Below are 16,842 nucleotides of genomic sequence, written 5' to 3'. Positions count from 1 at the left end.
CCACGCTTTATTCAACCGGCAGAGTATTCTCAGGGTCAAAATCTGACAGTTGGACTGGTTCACCGTCACGGGTGCCAACTTTAGAGACGCCAACTATTCGTTCATTTTTCAATAAAAAGAGTTCCGACCCCGGTAATTGCTTCATCAGTAGCGACAACACTTTATGCATATCTTCGGGATGGCAATAACAGTCGAGATTTGAATAATATCCGAAATAAAACCTGTCTGTATCACACGATATATATGGCCTCTTGTGGGTCACTTTTATCATGTGGGGATGTCCACGCTTGATAGCACTTATTGAGGTGGTTTCTACATTTTTAAAACCAGTAAAGAAAAATGCCCCCAGAGCCATTCCGCCTGCACCAATCAGCGCTGCTGGGCCTAAAAAGGCCACACCGACAATACAAACCACCACCCCAAACCAAGCCAGCCCCCGCACTACCGCGTAAGCCGCATCCGGAATCGCGTCATGATAGGTGGTAACTAAACCCTCGGAGGTGAGCCGATAATGGTACTGTTTGTCGGCCAACCAGAGGTAGCGCATGAATGGCCCAAAAATCATCACTATGATGAGAAAATAATACCATTGCTCAAATCCATACCAGTATGTCACCAACCCAACTAGAGCCGTAATCCCGCACGGAATAAGGACCATGATCCACCCAATGCCATACACAGTCGCCACCCGAATATCCCACTCATAGAGGGTCGGTGCCTCGCGTACCCGCTGTTGGCGCAGTTGATAGAGCTGGTCTTGCTCCTCTTTGGGCAGTTGCAGATATTCACTGCGCGGCAGGTCTTCATACCGACTGTCGTCCAACGGTTGTGTCTCTTGCTCTGTCGACGCCGACTGCTGCGGCGCTGCTTTATTGTTCATCCTGTTACCTCTCGGTAGACTCTACTTGTAGCGTGGCCATCGCCAAACAGTAAATCCAGCCATCCATTTTAAATCAGCAACATAATATGCTCTCGGCCTACCCTCAAGCGAATATTTACTGAAACAGTTTTAAGGAAAGTAATAAAAGTCGCTAGATGGCCAGCGAGGGAAGTAGAGACTGATTTTAAAGAGTATGTTCAAAACTTATCAAAGTTCTGCGAGGGCGCGGCAAACAAACCTCCATGATTAATACCAATCGTATTAAATATCTGTTCATTCAGCGGGAGTTCAACGCACTTTAGACAAGGCGAAGGCTTGAAGGCATAGTGGTGCTCTGTCGAAAGCCTTAAACGCAGTATAAAGCGCGTTGAAACCCGCCCTTCGGGAGCCACACAAGCATCCCACTCCGGTGTTGCATTGACTTAAAAGGGAATACCATTTCTGCGTCAATGCGCCTTGGATTGAGATGCTTGTGAGGCTCTGAACTGATGAGATATTTAATGTGATTGGTATAATACTTATCCAAAACAAGAGTCGCCGTTAACAACTAGGTTATTGAGCTTGGTTGTCTCTCGTTTCTGTTGATGAATAATTGACAGATATAATCATATAGTTAGAATGCCAAGTTGTTGAAACAGAAAAGATTGGCATCGAATGAAATCAGATCTGGTTCCACACCACTGACGCTCTCAGTTGATCAAGTGAGTAGATCATACCGAAGCAATGCAGTTTTTCACATATAAACAATGGAGTGGTTATGCGTTGGTTGATTTGGTCGGTCGTGTGCTGTTCTCTGACTGGATGTGCGACAATAACATCGAGGATGGGAGAAAATTCAACTTGGGGTCATTCTTTCTCTAGTGTACAAACGGCTGTTGATAATGGCGAGGAGTGTATGGTTATCTCCGCGTTGGCGGCCCCGCCCTTGCTGCTCTTTACCATCCCGCTGACTCTGGTGGATATGGGCAGTGCGCTGCTCGTCGACGCTGTTATGCTACCTGCAGATTTAGCGATCACGCCCAGCGATCCCAAGCTCCACACCCCACGACCTATGGTCTGCCGCTATGACTACAAGATTTAAGCATGATCGCACCCAATAAATAACCTCAAATCCAAGCACCGCTGCCTGTGTGACGATGAGTTAACGCCGCCATTTTAAATCATTTACGTTAGCGATGAGCCTTGATCACACTCAATAGCAACTGAATATCGGCTTTATCATTATAAATATGCGGCGAAATACGTATCCCCATACTACGAGCATCCACACTGATATTTGCCTTGGCAAGGGCTGCCATTATTTGCCCTTGTTGTTCACCAAATTGCAAAACTAAGGTGCCACTGCGTTTTTCTATCTCTCTAGGTGATACAAACTCTTGATCTAGCGCCTCGGCAACGATATCAATCAATAGCTGGTTCCCTTTACGCAATTGTTCAACCCCTATATCGGCAAAATAATGAATACTGTGGGCGGCAATGGCATAGGGCGCAATAGAGGGCGTTCCACCCCAAAAACGCAGTGCCGAGTTGTGATAACGAAAATCATGGATATTAAATTCAAAGGGATTTTCATGGCTAAACCAACCCACATCCTTAGGTTGGCAACTGTCTATAATGCTAGGGTTAACCCAAAGGTAAGCGGCTCCGGGGCCAGAGCAAAGCCACTTCACACTCGACCCTATCAAAAAGTCAGGTTGTAACTGAGCTAAATTAAGCGGAATAATTCCAGCGGATTGCGCAACATCGACCACACTTAAGCTGCCATATTGACGTGCCATCGCCAAGATATTCGCAAGCGGAGCCTGCTGCCCAGTATTGGAATATGCATGGCTAACAAACACTAAATCGATATCCGAGCCCATATGGGCATCCCATACATTGGCATCGGTTATATCTAACGTTTTAGGAATAAAACGCACTTCACAACTGGCGGGTAATGCCTTTTTAATAGCAAAACCCATGCTAGGGAAATCAATTTCACTCATCAACACCACGGCATGTTCGCGGTTTAGGCGTGCCAAAGACATCAGGATTTTTGCTAACGCACTCGACAAATTAACCTGAGGGCAAAAATCTTTTTGGTGACCGTTAAATAACTTAGATAAAGCAAAGGTAAAATCATCAATCACGCTTAACCATTGTCCCCAAGGTTCACGCCCAGAGTCCTGCCATGGTGCAAAAAATGCTTCTTTAAAGACTTGTTCGGTAGACTTAAGTGGACGCCCTACGGAGTGGCTCAACAAATAACCGGGATTGGCGAGACAAAAATCCTTTTTAAAATCGCTAAACATGGTATTACCTCAAACTCTCTTTTAAACAGTTAAGATCATCATAGCGGGTACGAATATCACTGCGTTTAGTGGCTGCACGCCTATCTCGAAGTTTTTCGAGGGAACCCAGCAGCACAGATAATGGTGGCCCACTTGCAGTGACCTTAGCCAGATGTTGTTGAGCCATAGTCGTAGAAGGCTCGGCAATATATTTAGTGACTAATTGATTATGGTGCTGAATTGCGGTCTCACCATGCAATTCACAAACCTCGATAAAGAGTTTAAGATTTTGCTGATACCAATCTTGGTTAACACTATTCTTCGCCCGCAAAAAATCATCCATTAAGTTAGGGCGGCGCATGCATTCCCGTAGTAGCTGCTGATCTTCTGGCATCATATATAAAAATTTATCCACCAGCATTTGCGAGTAGGAAGACTCGTTGGCAAAACAAAGCCCTAATGTCAGATCAATAACATTAATCCCCGCAAAATCCCCAGCATTTGCCCCACGATAAACAACGGAGCCTACACGATAAGGTTTGTAGTAAGGACGCACACAATAAAAGAAGCGGTCTGTATCTAATCGATTAAATAATTGGGTATTCGATTCAATTACATCCTGTAATGCCTGTTTAGCGACACGCAGTAAATCCAGACTTATTGGATGGGAAATTCCTAGCGGTTGGATCTTCAATAACGCATCCGCGGCACGTTTATAGGCTAAGATCCCCTTAGTGTTATAATCCACAAACAGTTTTTCATCAGGCAAATCGGTAAAACGCTTATAGATACCACGATGAGCACGATTGTGTGTGGTTAAATGCGCGGTGGCAAAGCGTGGCGTAACGCCAATGGAGGCACCAATATGCATCGCCAGTGCAGAGGCTTCGGCCAGTGGTGAGGTGGTTTCCCGCGACGGTTCGGTAATTTCATGGCGACGACAGGCCGCCATATACAGGCCAACATTACCGAGTAAATCAAATGCACTATCAAAGCCTTCATCGGTATTGCCTTCATCGAGCAAGGTTTTTATCAGTTCTCGCCCTTCAGATTCGAGCCGCTGTTTCGCTTCATCGCCGATATTGAGCACATTGGCGCGATCTGATTGCTGGTAATAAAGCCGTTCAAGCTCGGAGTTTAGCTCGACGAAACGAGTGCGGATCCAATCATCGAACGCTTCGGTATTGTAGGTGGCAGGTTTCACTTGGACATCCTTGGATATTGTTATCGTTATTTTGGATGAGATGTTTTCAGTCTAACGGGTTTACACATTGCAATAAACTGAATTCACCGAGTCAAGTTAACAAGAATGCAACTTATCACCGTCTGTTGCTAGAGCTTGGCCAAATTTGCCAAAGATCTAATGCCACTTTTTATTTACACCTTGTACTTAAGTATGAATCTCATCCCGTTAACGCCTTTCCCTAGACGCTCACACACTTAGAGCTTAAAATACTTGGGCGATGTATCTTACTGAATTTCAGATATTAATTTCTTGAGTTTGCCTTGTTAATGATTAAACGTATCTCCATTCTATTTTTGGGTTTAGGTATTCTCCTCAGTCTTATCTATTGTGCCTATCGTCTTATCACCCAGCATAACTTTAATACCAAATACCAAGTGGGTGACGTTATCGACTCCCTCAATGGTGTCGAGATCTATTATAACGGTGGTGTAAATACCAGTGACGGCCGCAATTTGTCTATCGATGGTTATAATTTAGGCATTAAATATCAATGTGTTGAATTTGTGAAACGTTACTTTTATCAGCGTCATCAACACAAAATGCCTGACACCTACGGTCATGCTCGCAACTTTTTTGATAACAGCTTGGCTGACGGTGCGTGGAATGAAAAACGTGCCATGCTGCAATATGTCAATGGTAGTCAATTAACGCCTCAGGCTGATGATCTACTCGTTTTTGCTCCATGGCTTTTTAATCCCTATGGCCATGTCGCTATTATTGCTGAGGTCCATGACCATCAGGTTGAAATTGTTCAGCAAAATCCAGGGCCTTTTGGACCTTCAAGAGAATATTTCCCACTAACTCAACACGATGGGCTCTGGTATATTGATGCTCCTCGGTTAAAAGGCTGGTTAAGATTGCAAACACCGACTATCGCGCCCTCGCTCTTTAACAACCATGCCGTTGAGGAATAACACCAATGTCAGTGCTCGCTTGGTTTACCAAATGCGTTAACTTGATTAAATCATCCAAGCAAGACGTGGCATTGCCTGAGGTTTTTAATCAAATACAAATGCCCTGTATCACCATACCTCTGCAGCAGACTTATCCACTGGTGATGCCTATGGCACAGGACGATATTTATGCTTATCAAATACATTGCTTACTCACACTCGAAGGTAAACAAGCCATCGATACCCTGATAAACAATGCAGGTTTTGAAGTACTGCCGGAGCACTCCGCTCCGTTTAATGGCTTAATAATGCATTCAAACCAATCGAGCTGTGTGTTTTTAAATCAATATGCAGACTTTGCAGGTATTTGCCTGAATTTAATCACTAACGATCAAACCCTACTTGAGCAACTAATTAGCTTCAAGTCACAATTACCTGATCCGTGGAAGAGTTTTCCTGATATCGATCCTGATACTCTCGGTAGCTTGCAAGGAAATCTCGATTTTTGGTGTCATTATTTTTGGCGCCCCTATTGGCTGTCACTCTCACAAAAAGAACGCTTACAATATCCCGAACCTTGGCGAGAGTTCAGCGAGTTCCATTAAAGTCTGAGGCATTTACAGAGGCTTAATTCAGGATAAATAATGAAATTGAAATATGTTGGATTAGCGCTAGTGTTACTGTTAATCAGCAGTTATCTGGTCCCTGAGTCACCCATCATCCCCGTGAAAGGCGCAAGTAGTAAAGATTGGAATAGTCAAACCTTCTGGTACGAGCCTTGGGGAGCTTCTGGCGTACATAAAGGGATAGATATTTTTGCCCCAAAAAATACCGCCGTGATAGCCCCTACACCGATGCTGATCATTTATCGAGGCGACTTCTTCCAAGGAGGTAAAGTCGTGGTAGGTCTTGGCCCTAAATGGCAAATTCACTATTTTGCCCATTTGGCGACAATTGCCGCCGATACGGGGTTAATTGTAGCAAAGGGAGAGACTCTTGGCGCGGTTGGTGATACGGGGAATGCGCAGGGAAAACCGCCACATTTACACTATTCAATATTAAGTTTATTACCTAAACCTTGGTTGATAGATACATCGACTCAGGGATATAAAAAGGCATTTTATCAAAATCCTATCCGCTATTTAGAGGCGCAATAGTCTTTTTAAACAGGCATTAAGCAGCCGCATCACTAGGCTCTGATTCGGGTAACACCGCTGGCACTAATGCTTCCCTGTCTGCCTTAGCAATATATTTGGGTTTATTGCAGGTTTGCAGCTTAGCATTGGCTTTTTTAGCCTTATTCTTCAACGTTTGATTTATCTTCTTTTTGCGATTCATATCGGCACCAATACAGCATAAAGTGGGCAATTATATCCACTAGCTAACACTTGAGACAATCGAAAGAGTCCAAACGATGCTCAGGTGTTGCATCTAAACCTATCAACCCAAATAACCACTCGAAATAGTCGTTCATTATTTATAGATACTGCGGCATAACAAAACGATTTCATTTACGACACGACTAGACAATCTATTCTTCCTCCCCTAGAATCTCGCCATTAACGAAAATCGTTATCATTTGCAATGTTATTTAACGGAATATGAACCATGCCAAGGAATCCGGTGTAACACTCTTACTCGCCTAGCAGGAAGTTATATGACGTTTAAAAGCTCACTTGTCGCCTTAGCAATATTGACTGCATTAACCCAATCCGCCGCCGCACAAGATGCCTCGGACAACAGTAATAAAGATCAAGAAATTGAAAAAATCACTGTCACCGCAAGCCGCATGGACAAATCCCCAAGTGCTATTCCAAATACAGTCACGATTATTGACCGCCTGCAGTTAGAGGAACAGTTCCGTACCACTAAGGATTTATCAACCATTATCGGTAACTTAGCCCCCAGCTTTTCCCCTAGTCGCCAAAAAATGAGTAACACTGGCGAAACACTGCGCGGTCGCCCTCCACTCATCATGATCGATGGCGTACCGCAATCTAATCCTTTGCGTAGCGGCGGGCGAGAAGGGCAAACCATAGATCCAGCCATGATTGAGCGTATTGAAATTATTCACGGTGCCAATGCAATGCACGGCCTAGGTGCACAGGGCGGGATTATCAACTACATCACGAAGAAACCCTCAGGCCATAATGAGCATGTGGTCAGTTTTGATGTCACCGTACCAGACTCAATGAAATCCAATGGCATGAGTTTTGGCACCAGCTATGCATTTTCTGGGGAGTCAGAATTGGTTGATATGCTAGGTTCGGTGAGTTATCGCAATAATGGCGTTTACTATGACGCTAACCATGATCTCGTGGGAGTCGATACAACACAAGGCGAGTCAATGGACAGCCAAAGTGCAGACTTCTTTATCAAGCTAGGCCATAACTTTGCCGAATCACGTATAGAGTTAATGGTTAACCACTACAACATGGATAACAATGGCGATTGGATGCCCATTGCTGGCGATAAACCTAATGGTGTACCAACAGGTGCAATAAAACAAAACCAACCTTGGGAAGCGGCTAACAACCAAGTGACGACTACTAGCTTAACTTATACCCACGAAAATATTGCAGGACAACAACTCAACCTCCAGCTTTTTAATCAAGACTTTAAAGCTGTGTATGGTGGCGGTTGTTTTGAAAGCTTCTACGATCCAGCCTTCGAGGGCAGCGACCAAGTTATCCAATGCGGCGTTGGTAGCAAAGGTGAAAGCTTGTATTATGACCAATCACGTAATTCTTCGGTCAAATGGGGCTTAAAAAGTGCGTTAATTGCTAAGGATATTGCTGGTTCAGGGATTGATGCGGCCTATGGTATCGACCTTTTCCGAGATACTACGGAGCAAGATTTAGTGAAAACAGGTTTTTCATGGGTGCCTGAAAGCACCTATGACAATATCGCCCCCTATTTACAGTTAGATTATGATTTAATTAAAAATTTAACCCTATCTACGGGCATTCGCTATGAACATGCCGAACTGAGTGTCGATGATTATAAAACCCTATGGGGCGCGGGCAATAAGCAAATCGCTGGGGGAGAAGCCTCCTTTAATAAAACCTTATTGAATATCGGCATATCCTACAAAATCACACCTGATATTCGTATTTATACTAGCTATAACGAAGGTTTTGGTATGCCTGATATAGGCCGCATTCTACGTGATGGTAAAAGCTTTCCTGGAGCAAATCCCAGTATCAGTGACTCACTTGCGCTCACGCCCATCGTTACAGATAACGTGGAAGTCGGTGCCGATTACCAAGGTAAATACCTGCGAGCTAAGATTTCCTACTACCGTTCGGCCACCGATTTCGGCTCACGTTTAGCCTTAAATAGTGATGGTTTTTACGATGTGAAACGGGAAAAAAGTGTTATCGATGGCATTGAAGCCAATGTGACCGCTTATTTGACCAGCAATGACGATTTAGGTATGAATATCGCTATCCAACAGGGCGAATACGATTCTAACGGCGATAATAAAGTGGATACCGATCTTGATGGTGCCAATATTGCTCCAAACCGTATCAACCTCTATTGGACGCATAATTTTGATAATGAAATGTCCACTCGCGTTCAAGCCAACTACTTTATGGACCGCGACTTTAAAAATGCTGCGGGAACGCAATATGCCGAATTTGATGGTTACACTACCGTCGATGCTTCCTTCTCTATGCCACTCTATACAGGCACTTTAAGCTTAGGCCTGCAAAACCTGCTAAATAAGGATTATTTCAACTATTACTCACAAACTATGGGGACAAATGATCGTTATTTCAAAGGGATGGGACGAACAGCGACCATAGGCTATACACTACCTTTTTAAACTGCTCTGATTTTTATCCATCAAAAAGCGCAATAAATATAGGTTGCGCTTTTTGATTGGGATATTGGGATCACTAATCCTTAGTAACAACCCACAGTGCGTGCAATAAACCGGGAAACCAGAAAAATAAACACAGAACGATGTTAATTAACAGATCCTTACCCGCTCCCGCTTTCAAGAATACCGCAACGGGCGGTAAGAGGATCGCAATAATAACTAAAAGTAATTTGTTTGTATCCATAGATAAGCTTGCTCCTGTAGAGGGGAAATCATTACACAGCTAACTTCGCAGGAAGACTCAGGATTTGCAAATACTTTATCCCAAAGCAGACTCATGTTCGCCAGTACTCGCTCTGTAAAGTTACTCCTTAGAGGGCCATGCCAGAGTCTCTGGCTTATGCCAAAGAGCCAGCGCGTCACTTACAGCCTCTAACTGAAAGGCTTCGCCCTGCTGTGATATATTCAGATAGGTATAATCCCGCCAACCAGTTACCGCATCCTGATAGCGGAAATGCAGGCAATAAGCGTGTAAATAGCAACGGTCAGCCACAGCACCACCATATAATTCATCGCCTAAAATCGGTACACCTAAGCTTGCCAATGCCACTCTCAATTGATGGGTTTTTCCCGAATGGGGTTTGAGAAGATAAAGTCGCAATCCATCTCCGACACTGACTGAAAAAAATTGGGTAATGGCAGGGTTTTCTTTGGTTCGCAACAGCTTAAACATACTACGGCGTGACTTTGCCATATCACCAATTACCCAGCCTTGTTTCTTTTTCGGCTTACCTTTTGCGAGGGCGAGGTAATATTTCTGCACTTTATGGGCGGTAAATAGCTCAGTAAATTGTTTTGCCGCGGCAGTACTCTTAGCCAGAATCAATAGACCAGATGTGGGCGTATCGAGTCGATGCACAGCAAAAAGCTTAATCCCTAAATCTTGCTCAACCTGTGCTACTACACCCGCGGTTCCATCTTGACTATGAAAGTGCACCTTAGGAAATTTTGAAATAACAAGAAAATCAGCCTCATCAGCTATGATTTGGTACATGGAACTCTCGACGCGGTAGTGCGGATCATTGACTTAGAATTGGATAGTAACGACTAAGCCGGGATGATTATCGCTAAGTTTAATTTGCGCATTGTGCCGTGAGAGAATCGCTTTGACCATAGATAATCCTAATCCTGTGCCCTGTAAATGTCGGCTAGGATCGAGTCGCACTAAACGCTCAAACACCTTCTCCTTACTCTCATCGGGGATCCCAGGGCCATTATCACGGATCTGAATTTGTGCGCCTGATTGAATAATATCAATCCGCGCACCCTGCCCAGAATATTTCATCGCATTGTCGACCAAATTATATAAAGCTTGGAATAATAAGTACTTATCACCCAACACCGTATGGTCTGATAACAAAGATAAACTCAATGTTTGTTCGTTTGACTCGGCAACCGCATCGGCCATTTCCAATAAATCGGTACAAAGTTGAGCTAGGCTTAGCTCCTGCAAGTCGAGAGTCTGCTGACCTTCCTCAATACGGGTGAGCGATAACATAGCATCAAATGTCGCCAAACAATGATCAAGCTCCTCAATTAAAATGGCACAACCTTCGCTGATATCATCATGTGACTTAGTGGCCAATTCTTCTAGCCCAATACGGATATGGGATAAAGGTGTACGTAAATCATGGGCAATATTGTCAGTGGCGCCGCGCACTGCCATCAGATTATTTTCGAGAATATCCAGCACATTATTAAATTGCAGCGCCAACATATCAAACTCATCCTGACGCCAACTTAGCGGTAAACGCGTATCGTAATGACCGCGCTCAATCTGTTCACTCAATCGGTTGTACTGCACAAGCCGACGCAAAATGGCCTTAGAAAACAGATAGCCCAACGCTAAGGTTAATACTATGGTCAACATCACCGCGGTTGCAGCAGCACTGATAAATTTGTCGATTAATGTGGCTAAGTTATCGGTGCGAGTCGCAATCAACACGGGGCCATAGCGGGTCATAACCAGACCGCCAGTGAGGATATGCAGTTTATCCGGGCCACCAGTTAAGATAGGAAAATCCCGCGTTTGCGGCAACATGGGCATGCCTTCGGGCATAAAGCTCAAGGCACCGACCATATCGTAGCTATTACGCCAAGCGATCAGAGCGGTTTGTGGATCGGCGGCGCGGATTTGAGCCGCAAAACTACGGCGATCAACAGTAAGGGCAAGCTGCTGATAGCGTTGGGTTTCGGACTCAAGATACTGAGTGACTTGATACTGCTGCTCGATGATCAGTTGTCGATAAAGCGCAAATAACAACGCACCTATAATCACAGTCACTAAGGTTGAAAAGACAATTGTGATGCGCCAAGCGCTACTTTGGTAAGGCTTAATGCCTTTGGCGTAAGCGATAACCCGCTCCCCTTACGGTTTCAATAAGCTCTCCGTGACCTAACTCCTCAAATTTACGCCGTAATTTTGCAATATGTACATCAATTACATTGGTGCGAGGGTCAAAGTGATAATCCCACACAGCTTCAAATAATAGTGTGCGGCTGATGACCTGATTAGCATGTTCCATCAAATACTTAAGCAACTGAAACTCTTTAGGTTGCAACATTAACTCCTGTCCGTCCAAGGTCACATTGCGGGTCAGTAATTCCATCTTGAGCCCACCAACCACTAAGTCGGTCGAAATGGGCGTGGATTGACCACGTTGCATCAGTTTTTCAGCGCGTACTAACAGTTCAGAAAAAGCAAACGGCTTAGTCATATAGTCATCACCGCCCGCCCGTAAACCTTTAACCCGTTCATCAACATGGGCTAAAGCCGACAAAATCAGCACAGGGGTTTGATTACCCGTTGCCCTTAAAGCCGCCAATAATTTTAAGCCATCAAGCTGGGGTAACATTCGGTCGAGGATCACCAGATCATATTGACAGCTTGTGGCGAGAGATAAACCTTGGTGGCCATCATTCGCCGTTTCGATATTGTGCCCCTGCTCAAGAAATCCTTTGACGATGTAATCAATCGTCGTCGCATCATCTTCAACTAAAAGTATTTTCATCTGTATGTTGCGCTCCCCAATCGTCACGGATGCTGCGGACATTAATCCCACTTGAGTAAAGGTAATTGACGTAAATTATCAACATCAAAAGCCAATTTATACTTACCAGTGTCATCCAGCAACTTAAGCTCTAAATAGCTAATGCCTAGATCATGATCCAATTTAGCATCAGTTAAGAAACCTTTATGATCTTTAATTGCCATGGTAATTAAACCTGAAAATGTCTGGTGTTTGCTCGTGATTAAGCGCGTTGCTTCAACTTCGCCTAAATCGTCAGCGCTAACCTTTCCTGCTTTTTGTTTCAATAACTTGCCATCTCGAGCACGATATTCAAAATGAGTAATCGCGTTAGCCAACGGGTTAATCAACTCAAACTGATAGACTAACTCACCTTCCTGCATTTCCATTTCAAACTCGGCAATCACGCCAGGAAAGTCTTTTTCAATCTGCTGCATCACTTTTAGTGGTGGCTGATACTGCCCACTCCCCAACATGGAATACAAGCTCTGGGCAGCAGAGACCGCCCCCGATACCAAGATGAATCCTAGCAACCATAGTCTCATGGCCCCTCCATATAAATCAGCTAAGTTTGTATCTTATGAGACAATCAGTTAGAAGTCGATGGACCATATTGTCCCTCTCTTATCTTCCACCCTCACTGCATTAAATCCGTCAAAGATAGCCGCAAAATAGGGATAGTCTACCTAATGGCGACTAAAACACCGATGGAAACAAGATTAACCTTTGATCATCTAAAACATTTTGCGCTTAGAAAGGGACTATTCCAGAATATGAATTTGTTCAGATTTGAGTGCCACTGTGGTTTGCATTCCCTTAGTGAGGGCAAGCTTTTGGGCAAAATGCAGCGAGACTTCGGTGTTAATTTGTAATTGGGTGCCGGCGACATAGCAGATAAGCCGAACAGATTCGCCCATCACCAGCATAGCGTCTATCGTGACAGTTAACTTATTAAAACTGCGGCATAAACGTCCTTTGGATATCGAATTAAAACGAATACCTTGGTTGGGGATAACCCAACGGACTCGACTTCCCACTGGGCGATCTTTACCATAATCGCAGGCAATTAACTGCTCACCAAACTTAAGCCAAGTGAGGTTTTTAGTGCTGTCTTGAAATACCACTTCACCATCAAAAATATTTCTTAGCCCCATCTGCCTAGCTACAGCTTCATTTCGTGGCCGCGACAATACCTCGAAAGGTGCACCCTGCTGCAGCATCTTGCCTTGGCTGATCAAAATCATCGAATCAGCCAGCAGCAAGGCTTCATTTAAGTCGTGGGTGACCATAATCACTGGGCAAAGTAACTGCTCTTTGAGGCGCGCAAGCTCAAGGTATAAACGCTCACGGGTTTCCCTGTCCACCGCAGAAAAAGGCTCATCCAACAATAAAACCGACGGTTCGCGGGCAAGCGCTCTTGCTAAGGCGACGCGCTGGCGCTGGCCGCCCGATAAATGTGCAGGTAATCTATCGGGTAATCCCTGTAGATTAACCCGCTCAAGCCAATCTTTCGCGCGCGGTATGCGCTCCGCCTTGGGAATATGATCAAGCCCTGCCACCACGTTTTCTAGGGCGGTAAGATTCGGAAATAAGCCAAAATGCTGCGGCATATAACCGATATGGCGTTGCTGCGGGCTTAAGGCGATACGCGCTTTATCATCAAACCAAGGCCGATCGCCAAAGTGGATTTGTCCCGTATCGGGATGATTCAACCCAGCGATCATCCGCAGTAGCGTGGTTTTTCCGCCGCCAGAGGGACCGACAACAGCAAGCACTTCGCCCGCTTTACAGCGAAAATCAGCGCTCAGATTAATGTGTTTATGATTTTGGATCTGACACTGCAGATCAGCGATGATTTGCGCCACGCTGACCTCCTAAACGCCGCGATAGACTGGTCGTGAGTGCTAAGGCCGTCACGGCAAACAGCAATAAGACTAATGACATAGTGCCTGCTGCATTAAAATCGAATGATTGCACACTGTCATAAATTGCAATCGAAATCGTTTTAGTCTCGCCAGCAATATTGCCGCCCATCATCAGCACAACGCCAAACTCGCCGAGCACATGGGAGAAACACAGCACTAAGGCCGTTAACACACCCGGCCATACCATAGGCAGTTCAATTTTAAGTAAAATTTTAAGTCGACTCATGCCGCAACAAGCGGCTGCATCGCGAACATCATTAGGTACAGTTTCAAAGGCGCGTTGTATCGGCTGCACGGCAAAGGGAATATTGACTAAAACGGAGGCGATAACCAAACCAGAAAAGTGAAACACGAGTTGCTGACCAATGACTTGTTCAATCCATTGTCCGAGCCAACTTTGACTCCCCAGCCCCACCAACAAGTAATAGCCAATCACTGTTGGCGGTAATACCAAGGGCACCATGATCAGTGCTTCAACCCAGGATTTGCCGACAAATTGGCGATAGGCTAATGCCCGTCCGGCGAGAATAGCTAAGGGGATAAGCACTAAAACAGTGATGCCACTCAGCTTGACCGATAACCAAAGTGCCTGCCAATCCATCATGGTTGCTCTGGTAATGAAAAACCATAATCGGCCAAAATACGACGAGCGCTATTGGCTCTTAAATAATCATAAAAATGCTGGGCTGTTTCACCCGCCTTGGTCATTAATGCCATACGCTGAAACAGCGGAGTATGCATTTTTGCTGGCACTATGGCGTAATCACTCAGTTTAGAAAACGTGGGTGACATAGCTAAAGACAGTGCAATAATTCCCCCCTGAGTTGAACCACTTATCGCAAACTGCCCGGCTTGGGACACATTTTCCCCAAGGATCAATTTAGGTTGAATCGCATCCCACAACTGCACAAACTGCAATGCTTCTTTGGCCTTTTCGCCATAGGGAGCGTGATCAGGATTAGCAATAGCAAAACGGGTAATTTTTCCTGCAGCGAGTGCTTCAGCGAGCCCCTTAAGTTCAGGGTCAACGGACAAACTCCCCGCTTTCGGTACAACAATCGCGAGTTGCCCTTGGGCATAAAGCACACCAGCATCGCGGGCGATACCGGCACTGTGCAATTGCTGAATATATTTTTCATCCGCAGATAAAAATAGTTCAAAGGGCGCACCATTTTGAATTTGAGTGGCAAAATTACCCGATGACCCATAGGAAATGTTAACTTTCAACCCCGTTTCATGGGTGAATTTTTGGCTAATCTCATCTAGGGCAAAACGTAAATCAGAGGCAGCGGCAATCGCGGGAACCGATGCGGTACTGGTATTCGTCGCCGCTTGGATGCTCAAAGATAAAGTAGATAATAAACAACAAACAGATAAAAAAACTGAGTTAAAAAAACGAGTTAAACCCACCATGTTGTCAATCTTCCATTAATTTGTGTTAGCAATATACGCCTGTTTGTCGCCAGCTTTTATGCTTGCCACAATTTAGCCGCCTGCTCATCGGCATCTTTCGCCTCAACCCAACTTTTACCTTGCTCGCCCGCTTCTAATTTCCAGAAGGGTGCTTTGGTTTTTAAAAAGTCGATTAAGAATTCACAGGCAGCAAAAGCGGCCTTACGATGGGCACTCGTCACGCCGATAAATACAATTTGCTCGCCCAGCGACATAGTACCGACACGGTGGATAACAGTAACCCGATTCAACGGCCAACGGCTACGCGCTTCGGCAACAATTTGTTCGAGTACAGCTTCTGTCATGCCAGGGTAATGCTCTAAGGTTAAGTCAGTCACCGCGGCGCCATCGTTAAAATCACGCACTTTACCGACGAAAGTGACTACGGCACCATCGCTATCATCTTGGGCGAGTTGGCGATATTCGTCAGAAACACTAAAATCGACCTCTTGCACTCGAACTGCGGGTAGTAAACGCATATTAACCTCCTGTAACTGGTGGGAAAAAGGCGACTTCATCACCATCCTTTACCGGTGTATCCCATTGGCTAATGGTCTGATTTACCGCCACCAGCAATTTGTCAGAGGTTAATACTTTAGCCCATTTGTCGTCGGTGGCCGCCAGCGTTGCCCGTAATGCTTCGGCAGTTTGTGTCTGCTCGCTCGCCTCTAGACTTAATTTAGCTGTACCCAATAATTCTCGAACTTGAGCAAAAAACAACACGTTAATCATAGTCTTCTCTCATTTTTGATCCGCTAAACCTTAAAATGTCCCGACTTGCCGCCACGCTTTTCCAACAGACGGACTTGGGAGATCACCATATCTTTTTGCACGGCCTTGCACATGTCATAGATAGTTAACGCCGCCACTGAAGCCGCAGTTAACGCTTCCATCTCTACACCCGTTTTACCGGATAATTTACACAGGCTAGTGATGCGCACACGGTTATGTTCAGGCTGCGCCTCTAAATCGACCTCCACTTTAGTGAGCATTAATGGATGGCATAAAGGGATAAGATCTGAGGTTTTTTTTGCGGCTTGGATACCCGCAATACGCGCGGTCGCAAACACATCACCTTTGTGGTGGCTGCCACTCATGATCATCTCGAGTGTCGTGCTCGCCATCTCAATAAAAGCTTCGGCGCGGGCTTCGCGTTCAGTGACGGCCTTTTCGGTCACATCGACCATATGGGCATTGCCATCGGCATTAATATGGGTAAATACATTGCTCATTGGAGCGATCCTTTCATGTGAGGTCAAAA

At 45.1% G+C, this 16,842-nt stretch carries 21 protein-coding genes; 5 read left to right on the top strand and 16 right to left on the bottom strand.

Annotated elements, in window-relative coordinates:
• Window positions 1–7: 7 nt before the first annotated feature.
• Window positions 8–880 (bottom strand): hypothetical protein, encoded by an 873-nt coding sequence (locus tag JEZ96_RS01375; RefSeq protein ID WP_025008025.1) that lies wholly within the window; start codon window positions 878–880, stop codon window positions 8–10.
• A 197-nt stretch (window positions 881–1,077) separates the two neighbouring features.
• Entirely contained in the window at window positions 1,078–1,272 is a 195-nt protein-coding gene (locus JEZ96_RS19485) for a hypothetical protein (RefSeq protein WP_011918503.1), read from the bottom strand.
• Window positions 1,273–1,637: 365 nt separating this feature from the next.
• On the opposite strand from JEZ96_RS19485, the gene JEZ96_RS19480 reads away from it, so the two are divergent.
• A complete protein-coding gene (locus JEZ96_RS19480; protein ID WP_011787659.1) occupies window positions 1,638–1,961 on the top strand; it encodes a YceK/YidQ family lipoprotein in 324 nt (107 codons plus the stop codon).
• An 88-nt stretch (window positions 1,962–2,049) separates the two neighbouring features.
• Here JEZ96_RS19480 and JEZ96_RS01365 read toward each other — a convergent pair whose 3' ends face one another.
• Both JEZ96_RS01365 and JEZ96_RS01360 read right to left on the bottom strand, forming a co-directional pair.
• Window positions 2,050–3,171, bottom strand: coding sequence for an aminotransferase class V-fold PLP-dependent enzyme (locus JEZ96_RS01365; RefSeq protein WP_014609634.1), 1,122 nt, complete (start codon window positions 3,169–3,171; stop codon window positions 2,050–2,052).
• Between the two features lie 4 nt (window positions 3,172–3,175).
• On the bottom strand, window positions 3,176–4,354 hold the full coding sequence (locus JEZ96_RS01360; protein WP_025008023.1) for a PrnB family protein: 1,179 nt from the start codon (window positions 4,352–4,354) through the stop codon (window positions 3,176–3,178).
• A 308-nt stretch (window positions 4,355–4,662) separates the two neighbouring features.
• Between JEZ96_RS01360 and JEZ96_RS01355 the strand changes: the two genes are divergently transcribed.
• From JEZ96_RS01355 to JEZ96_RS01345, 3 genes are read left to right on the top strand one after another with little or no spacing between them, the layout of a single operon-like run.
• The gene (locus tag JEZ96_RS01355; RefSeq protein ID WP_025008022.1) at window positions 4,663–5,310 is read left to right on the top strand and encodes a CHAP domain-containing protein; all 648 of its coding nucleotides are present in this window, start codon (window positions 4,663–4,665) and stop codon (window positions 5,308–5,310) included.
• A 5-nt stretch (window positions 5,311–5,315) separates the two neighbouring features.
• Window positions 5,316–5,894, top strand: coding sequence for a hypothetical protein (locus JEZ96_RS01350; RefSeq protein WP_025008021.1), 579 nt, complete (start codon window positions 5,316–5,318; stop codon window positions 5,892–5,894).
• Between the two features lie 39 nt (window positions 5,895–5,933).
• On the top strand, window positions 5,934–6,446 hold the full coding sequence (locus JEZ96_RS01345) for a M23 family metallopeptidase (protein ID WP_025008020.1): 513 nt from the start codon (window positions 5,934–5,936) through the stop codon (window positions 6,444–6,446).
• A 16-nt stretch (window positions 6,447–6,462) separates the two neighbouring features.
• Here the strand turns inward: JEZ96_RS01345 and JEZ96_RS01340 are convergent, their stop codons facing one another.
• The gene (locus tag JEZ96_RS01340; RefSeq protein WP_011787653.1) at window positions 6,463–6,627 is read right to left on the bottom strand and encodes a DUF2986 domain-containing protein; all 165 of its coding nucleotides are present in this window, start codon (window positions 6,625–6,627) and stop codon (window positions 6,463–6,465) included.
• A gap of 319 nt (window positions 6,628–6,946) precedes the next feature.
• Between JEZ96_RS01340 and JEZ96_RS01335 the strand changes: the two genes are divergently transcribed.
• Window positions 6,947–9,118: a TonB-dependent receptor gene (locus JEZ96_RS01335; RefSeq protein ID WP_011787652.1), complete on the top strand. Its 2,172-nt coding sequence runs from the start codon at window positions 6,947–6,949 to the stop codon at window positions 9,116–9,118.
• Between the two features lie 73 nt (window positions 9,119–9,191).
• Here the strand turns inward: JEZ96_RS01335 and JEZ96_RS01330 are convergent, their stop codons facing one another.
• The 11 genes from JEZ96_RS01330 to moaC form a co-directional block, all read right to left on the bottom strand.
• The gene (locus JEZ96_RS01330; protein ID WP_011787651.1) at window positions 9,192–9,359 is read right to left on the bottom strand and encodes a YqaE/Pmp3 family membrane protein; all 168 of its coding nucleotides are present in this window, start codon (window positions 9,357–9,359) and stop codon (window positions 9,192–9,194) included.
• A gap of 120 nt (window positions 9,360–9,479) precedes the next feature.
• Window positions 9,480–10,169, bottom strand: a complete 690-nt coding sequence (locus JEZ96_RS01325; RefSeq protein ID WP_011787650.1) for a TIGR01621 family pseudouridine synthase — start codon at window positions 10,167–10,169, stop codon at window positions 9,480–9,482.
• 33 nt (window positions 10,170–10,202) lie between these two features.
• Window positions 10,203–11,459 (bottom strand): sensor histidine kinase, encoded by a 1,257-nt coding sequence (locus JEZ96_RS01320; RefSeq protein ID WP_011918496.1) that lies wholly within the window; start codon window positions 11,457–11,459, stop codon window positions 10,203–10,205.
• Window positions 11,460–11,508: 49 nt separating this feature from the next.
• On the bottom strand, window positions 11,509–12,186 hold the full coding sequence (locus JEZ96_RS01315; RefSeq protein WP_011787648.1) for a response regulator transcription factor: 678 nt from the start codon (window positions 12,184–12,186) through the stop codon (window positions 11,509–11,511).
• A gap of 41 nt (window positions 12,187–12,227) precedes the next feature.
• The gene (locus tag JEZ96_RS01310; protein ID WP_011787647.1) at window positions 12,228–12,749 is read right to left on the bottom strand and encodes a PepSY domain-containing protein; all 522 of its coding nucleotides are present in this window, start codon (window positions 12,747–12,749) and stop codon (window positions 12,228–12,230) included.
• A gap of 216 nt (window positions 12,750–12,965) precedes the next feature.
• On the bottom strand, window positions 12,966–14,069 hold the full coding sequence (locus tag JEZ96_RS01305) for an ABC transporter ATP-binding protein (RefSeq protein ID WP_011787646.1): 1,104 nt from the start codon (window positions 14,067–14,069) through the stop codon (window positions 12,966–12,968).
• The gene (gene modB, locus JEZ96_RS01300; RefSeq protein ID WP_025008018.1) at window positions 14,050–14,730 is read right to left on the bottom strand and encodes a molybdate ABC transporter permease subunit; all 681 of its coding nucleotides are present in this window, start codon (window positions 14,728–14,730) and stop codon (window positions 14,050–14,052) included. Before modB ends, JEZ96_RS01305 begins: the two co-directional genes overlap by 20 nt.
• Window positions 14,730–15,542: a molybdate ABC transporter substrate-binding protein gene (gene modA, locus JEZ96_RS01295; protein ID WP_025008017.1), complete on the bottom strand. Its 813-nt coding sequence runs from the start codon at window positions 15,540–15,542 to the stop codon at window positions 14,730–14,732. The genes modB and modA overlap by 1 nt, the downstream gene beginning before the upstream one ends.
• A gap of 56 nt (window positions 15,543–15,598) precedes the next feature.
• Window positions 15,599–16,060, bottom strand: coding sequence for a molybdopterin synthase catalytic subunit MoaE (moaE, locus tag JEZ96_RS01290; RefSeq protein ID WP_011787643.1), 462 nt, complete (start codon window positions 16,058–16,060; stop codon window positions 15,599–15,601).
• A gap of 1 nt (window position 16,061) precedes the next feature.
• The gene (gene moaD / locus JEZ96_RS01285; protein WP_011787642.1) at window positions 16,062–16,313 is read right to left on the bottom strand and encodes a molybdopterin synthase sulfur carrier subunit; all 252 of its coding nucleotides are present in this window, start codon (window positions 16,311–16,313) and stop codon (window positions 16,062–16,064) included.
• 23 nt (window positions 16,314–16,336) lie between these two features.
• On the bottom strand, window positions 16,337–16,813 hold the full coding sequence (moaC, locus tag JEZ96_RS01280) for a cyclic pyranopterin monophosphate synthase MoaC (protein ID WP_006079755.1): 477 nt from the start codon (window positions 16,811–16,813) through the stop codon (window positions 16,337–16,339).
• Window positions 16,814–16,842: the final 29 nt, after the last annotated feature.

This window comes from Shewanella putrefaciens, assembly GCF_016406325.1.
GTDB lineage: Bacteria > Pseudomonadota > Gammaproteobacteria > Enterobacterales > Shewanellaceae > Shewanella > Shewanella putrefaciens.
The sequence above is the reverse complement of the archived record's forward strand: the minus strand, read 5'-3'. Positions and strand labels throughout refer to the sequence as shown.

What these genes read in the sequence shown, in the direction of transcription:
- JEZ96_RS01350 (WP_025008021.1), top strand. Translation starts at nt 5,316, where the DNA reads ATGTCAGTGCTCGCTTGGTTTACCAAATGCGTTAACTTGATTAAATCA.
- JEZ96_RS19480 (WP_011787659.1), top strand. Translation starts at nt 1,638, where the DNA reads ATGCGTTGGTTGATTTGGTCGGTCGTGTGCTGTTCTCTGACTGGATGT.
- JEZ96_RS01365 (WP_014609634.1), bottom strand. Translation starts at nt 3,171, where the DNA reads ATGTTTAGCGATTTTAAAAAGGATTTTTGTCTCGCCAATCCCGGTTAT.
- JEZ96_RS01330 (WP_011787651.1), bottom strand. Translation starts at nt 9,359, where the DNA reads ATGGATACAAACAAATTACTTTTAGTTATTATTGCGATCCTCTTACCG.
- moaC (WP_006079755.1), bottom strand. Translation starts at nt 16,813, where the DNA reads ATGAGCAATGTATTTACCCATATTAATGCCGATGGCAATGCCCATATG.
- modB (WP_025008018.1), bottom strand. Translation starts at nt 14,730, where the DNA reads ATGGATTGGCAGGCACTTTGGTTATCGGTCAAGCTGAGTGGCATCACT.
- JEZ96_RS01340 (WP_011787653.1), bottom strand. Translation starts at nt 6,627, where the DNA reads ATGAATCGCAAAAAGAAGATAAATCAAACGTTGAAGAATAAGGCTAAA.
- moaD (WP_011787642.1), bottom strand. Translation starts at nt 16,313, where the DNA reads ATGATTAACGTGTTGTTTTTTGCTCAAGTTCGAGAATTATTGGGTACA.
- JEZ96_RS01325 (WP_011787650.1), bottom strand. Translation starts at nt 10,169, where the DNA reads ATGTACCAAATCATAGCTGATGAGGCTGATTTTCTTGTTATTTCAAAA.
- modA (WP_025008017.1), bottom strand. Translation starts at nt 15,542, where the DNA reads ATGGTGGGTTTAACTCGTTTTTTTAACTCAGTTTTTTTATCTGTTTGT.
- JEZ96_RS01345 (WP_025008020.1), top strand. Translation starts at nt 5,934, where the DNA reads ATGAAATTGAAATATGTTGGATTAGCGCTAGTGTTACTGTTAATCAGC.
- moaE (WP_011787643.1), bottom strand. Translation starts at nt 16,060, where the DNA reads ATGCGTTTACTACCCGCAGTTCGAGTGCAAGAGGTCGATTTTAGTGTT.
- JEZ96_RS01355 (WP_025008022.1), top strand. Translation starts at nt 4,663, where the DNA reads ATGATTAAACGTATCTCCATTCTATTTTTGGGTTTAGGTATTCTCCTC.
- JEZ96_RS01335 (WP_011787652.1), top strand. Translation starts at nt 6,947, where the DNA reads ATGACGTTTAAAAGCTCACTTGTCGCCTTAGCAATATTGACTGCATTA.
- JEZ96_RS01315 (WP_011787648.1), bottom strand. Translation starts at nt 12,186, where the DNA reads ATGAAAATACTTTTAGTTGAAGATGATGCGACGACGATTGATTACATC.
- JEZ96_RS01310 (WP_011787647.1), bottom strand. Translation starts at nt 12,749, where the DNA reads ATGAGACTATGGTTGCTAGGATTCATCTTGGTATCGGGGGCGGTCTCT.
- JEZ96_RS01375 (WP_025008025.1), bottom strand. Translation starts at nt 880, where the DNA reads ATGAACAATAAAGCAGCGCCGCAGCAGTCGGCGTCGACAGAGCAAGAG.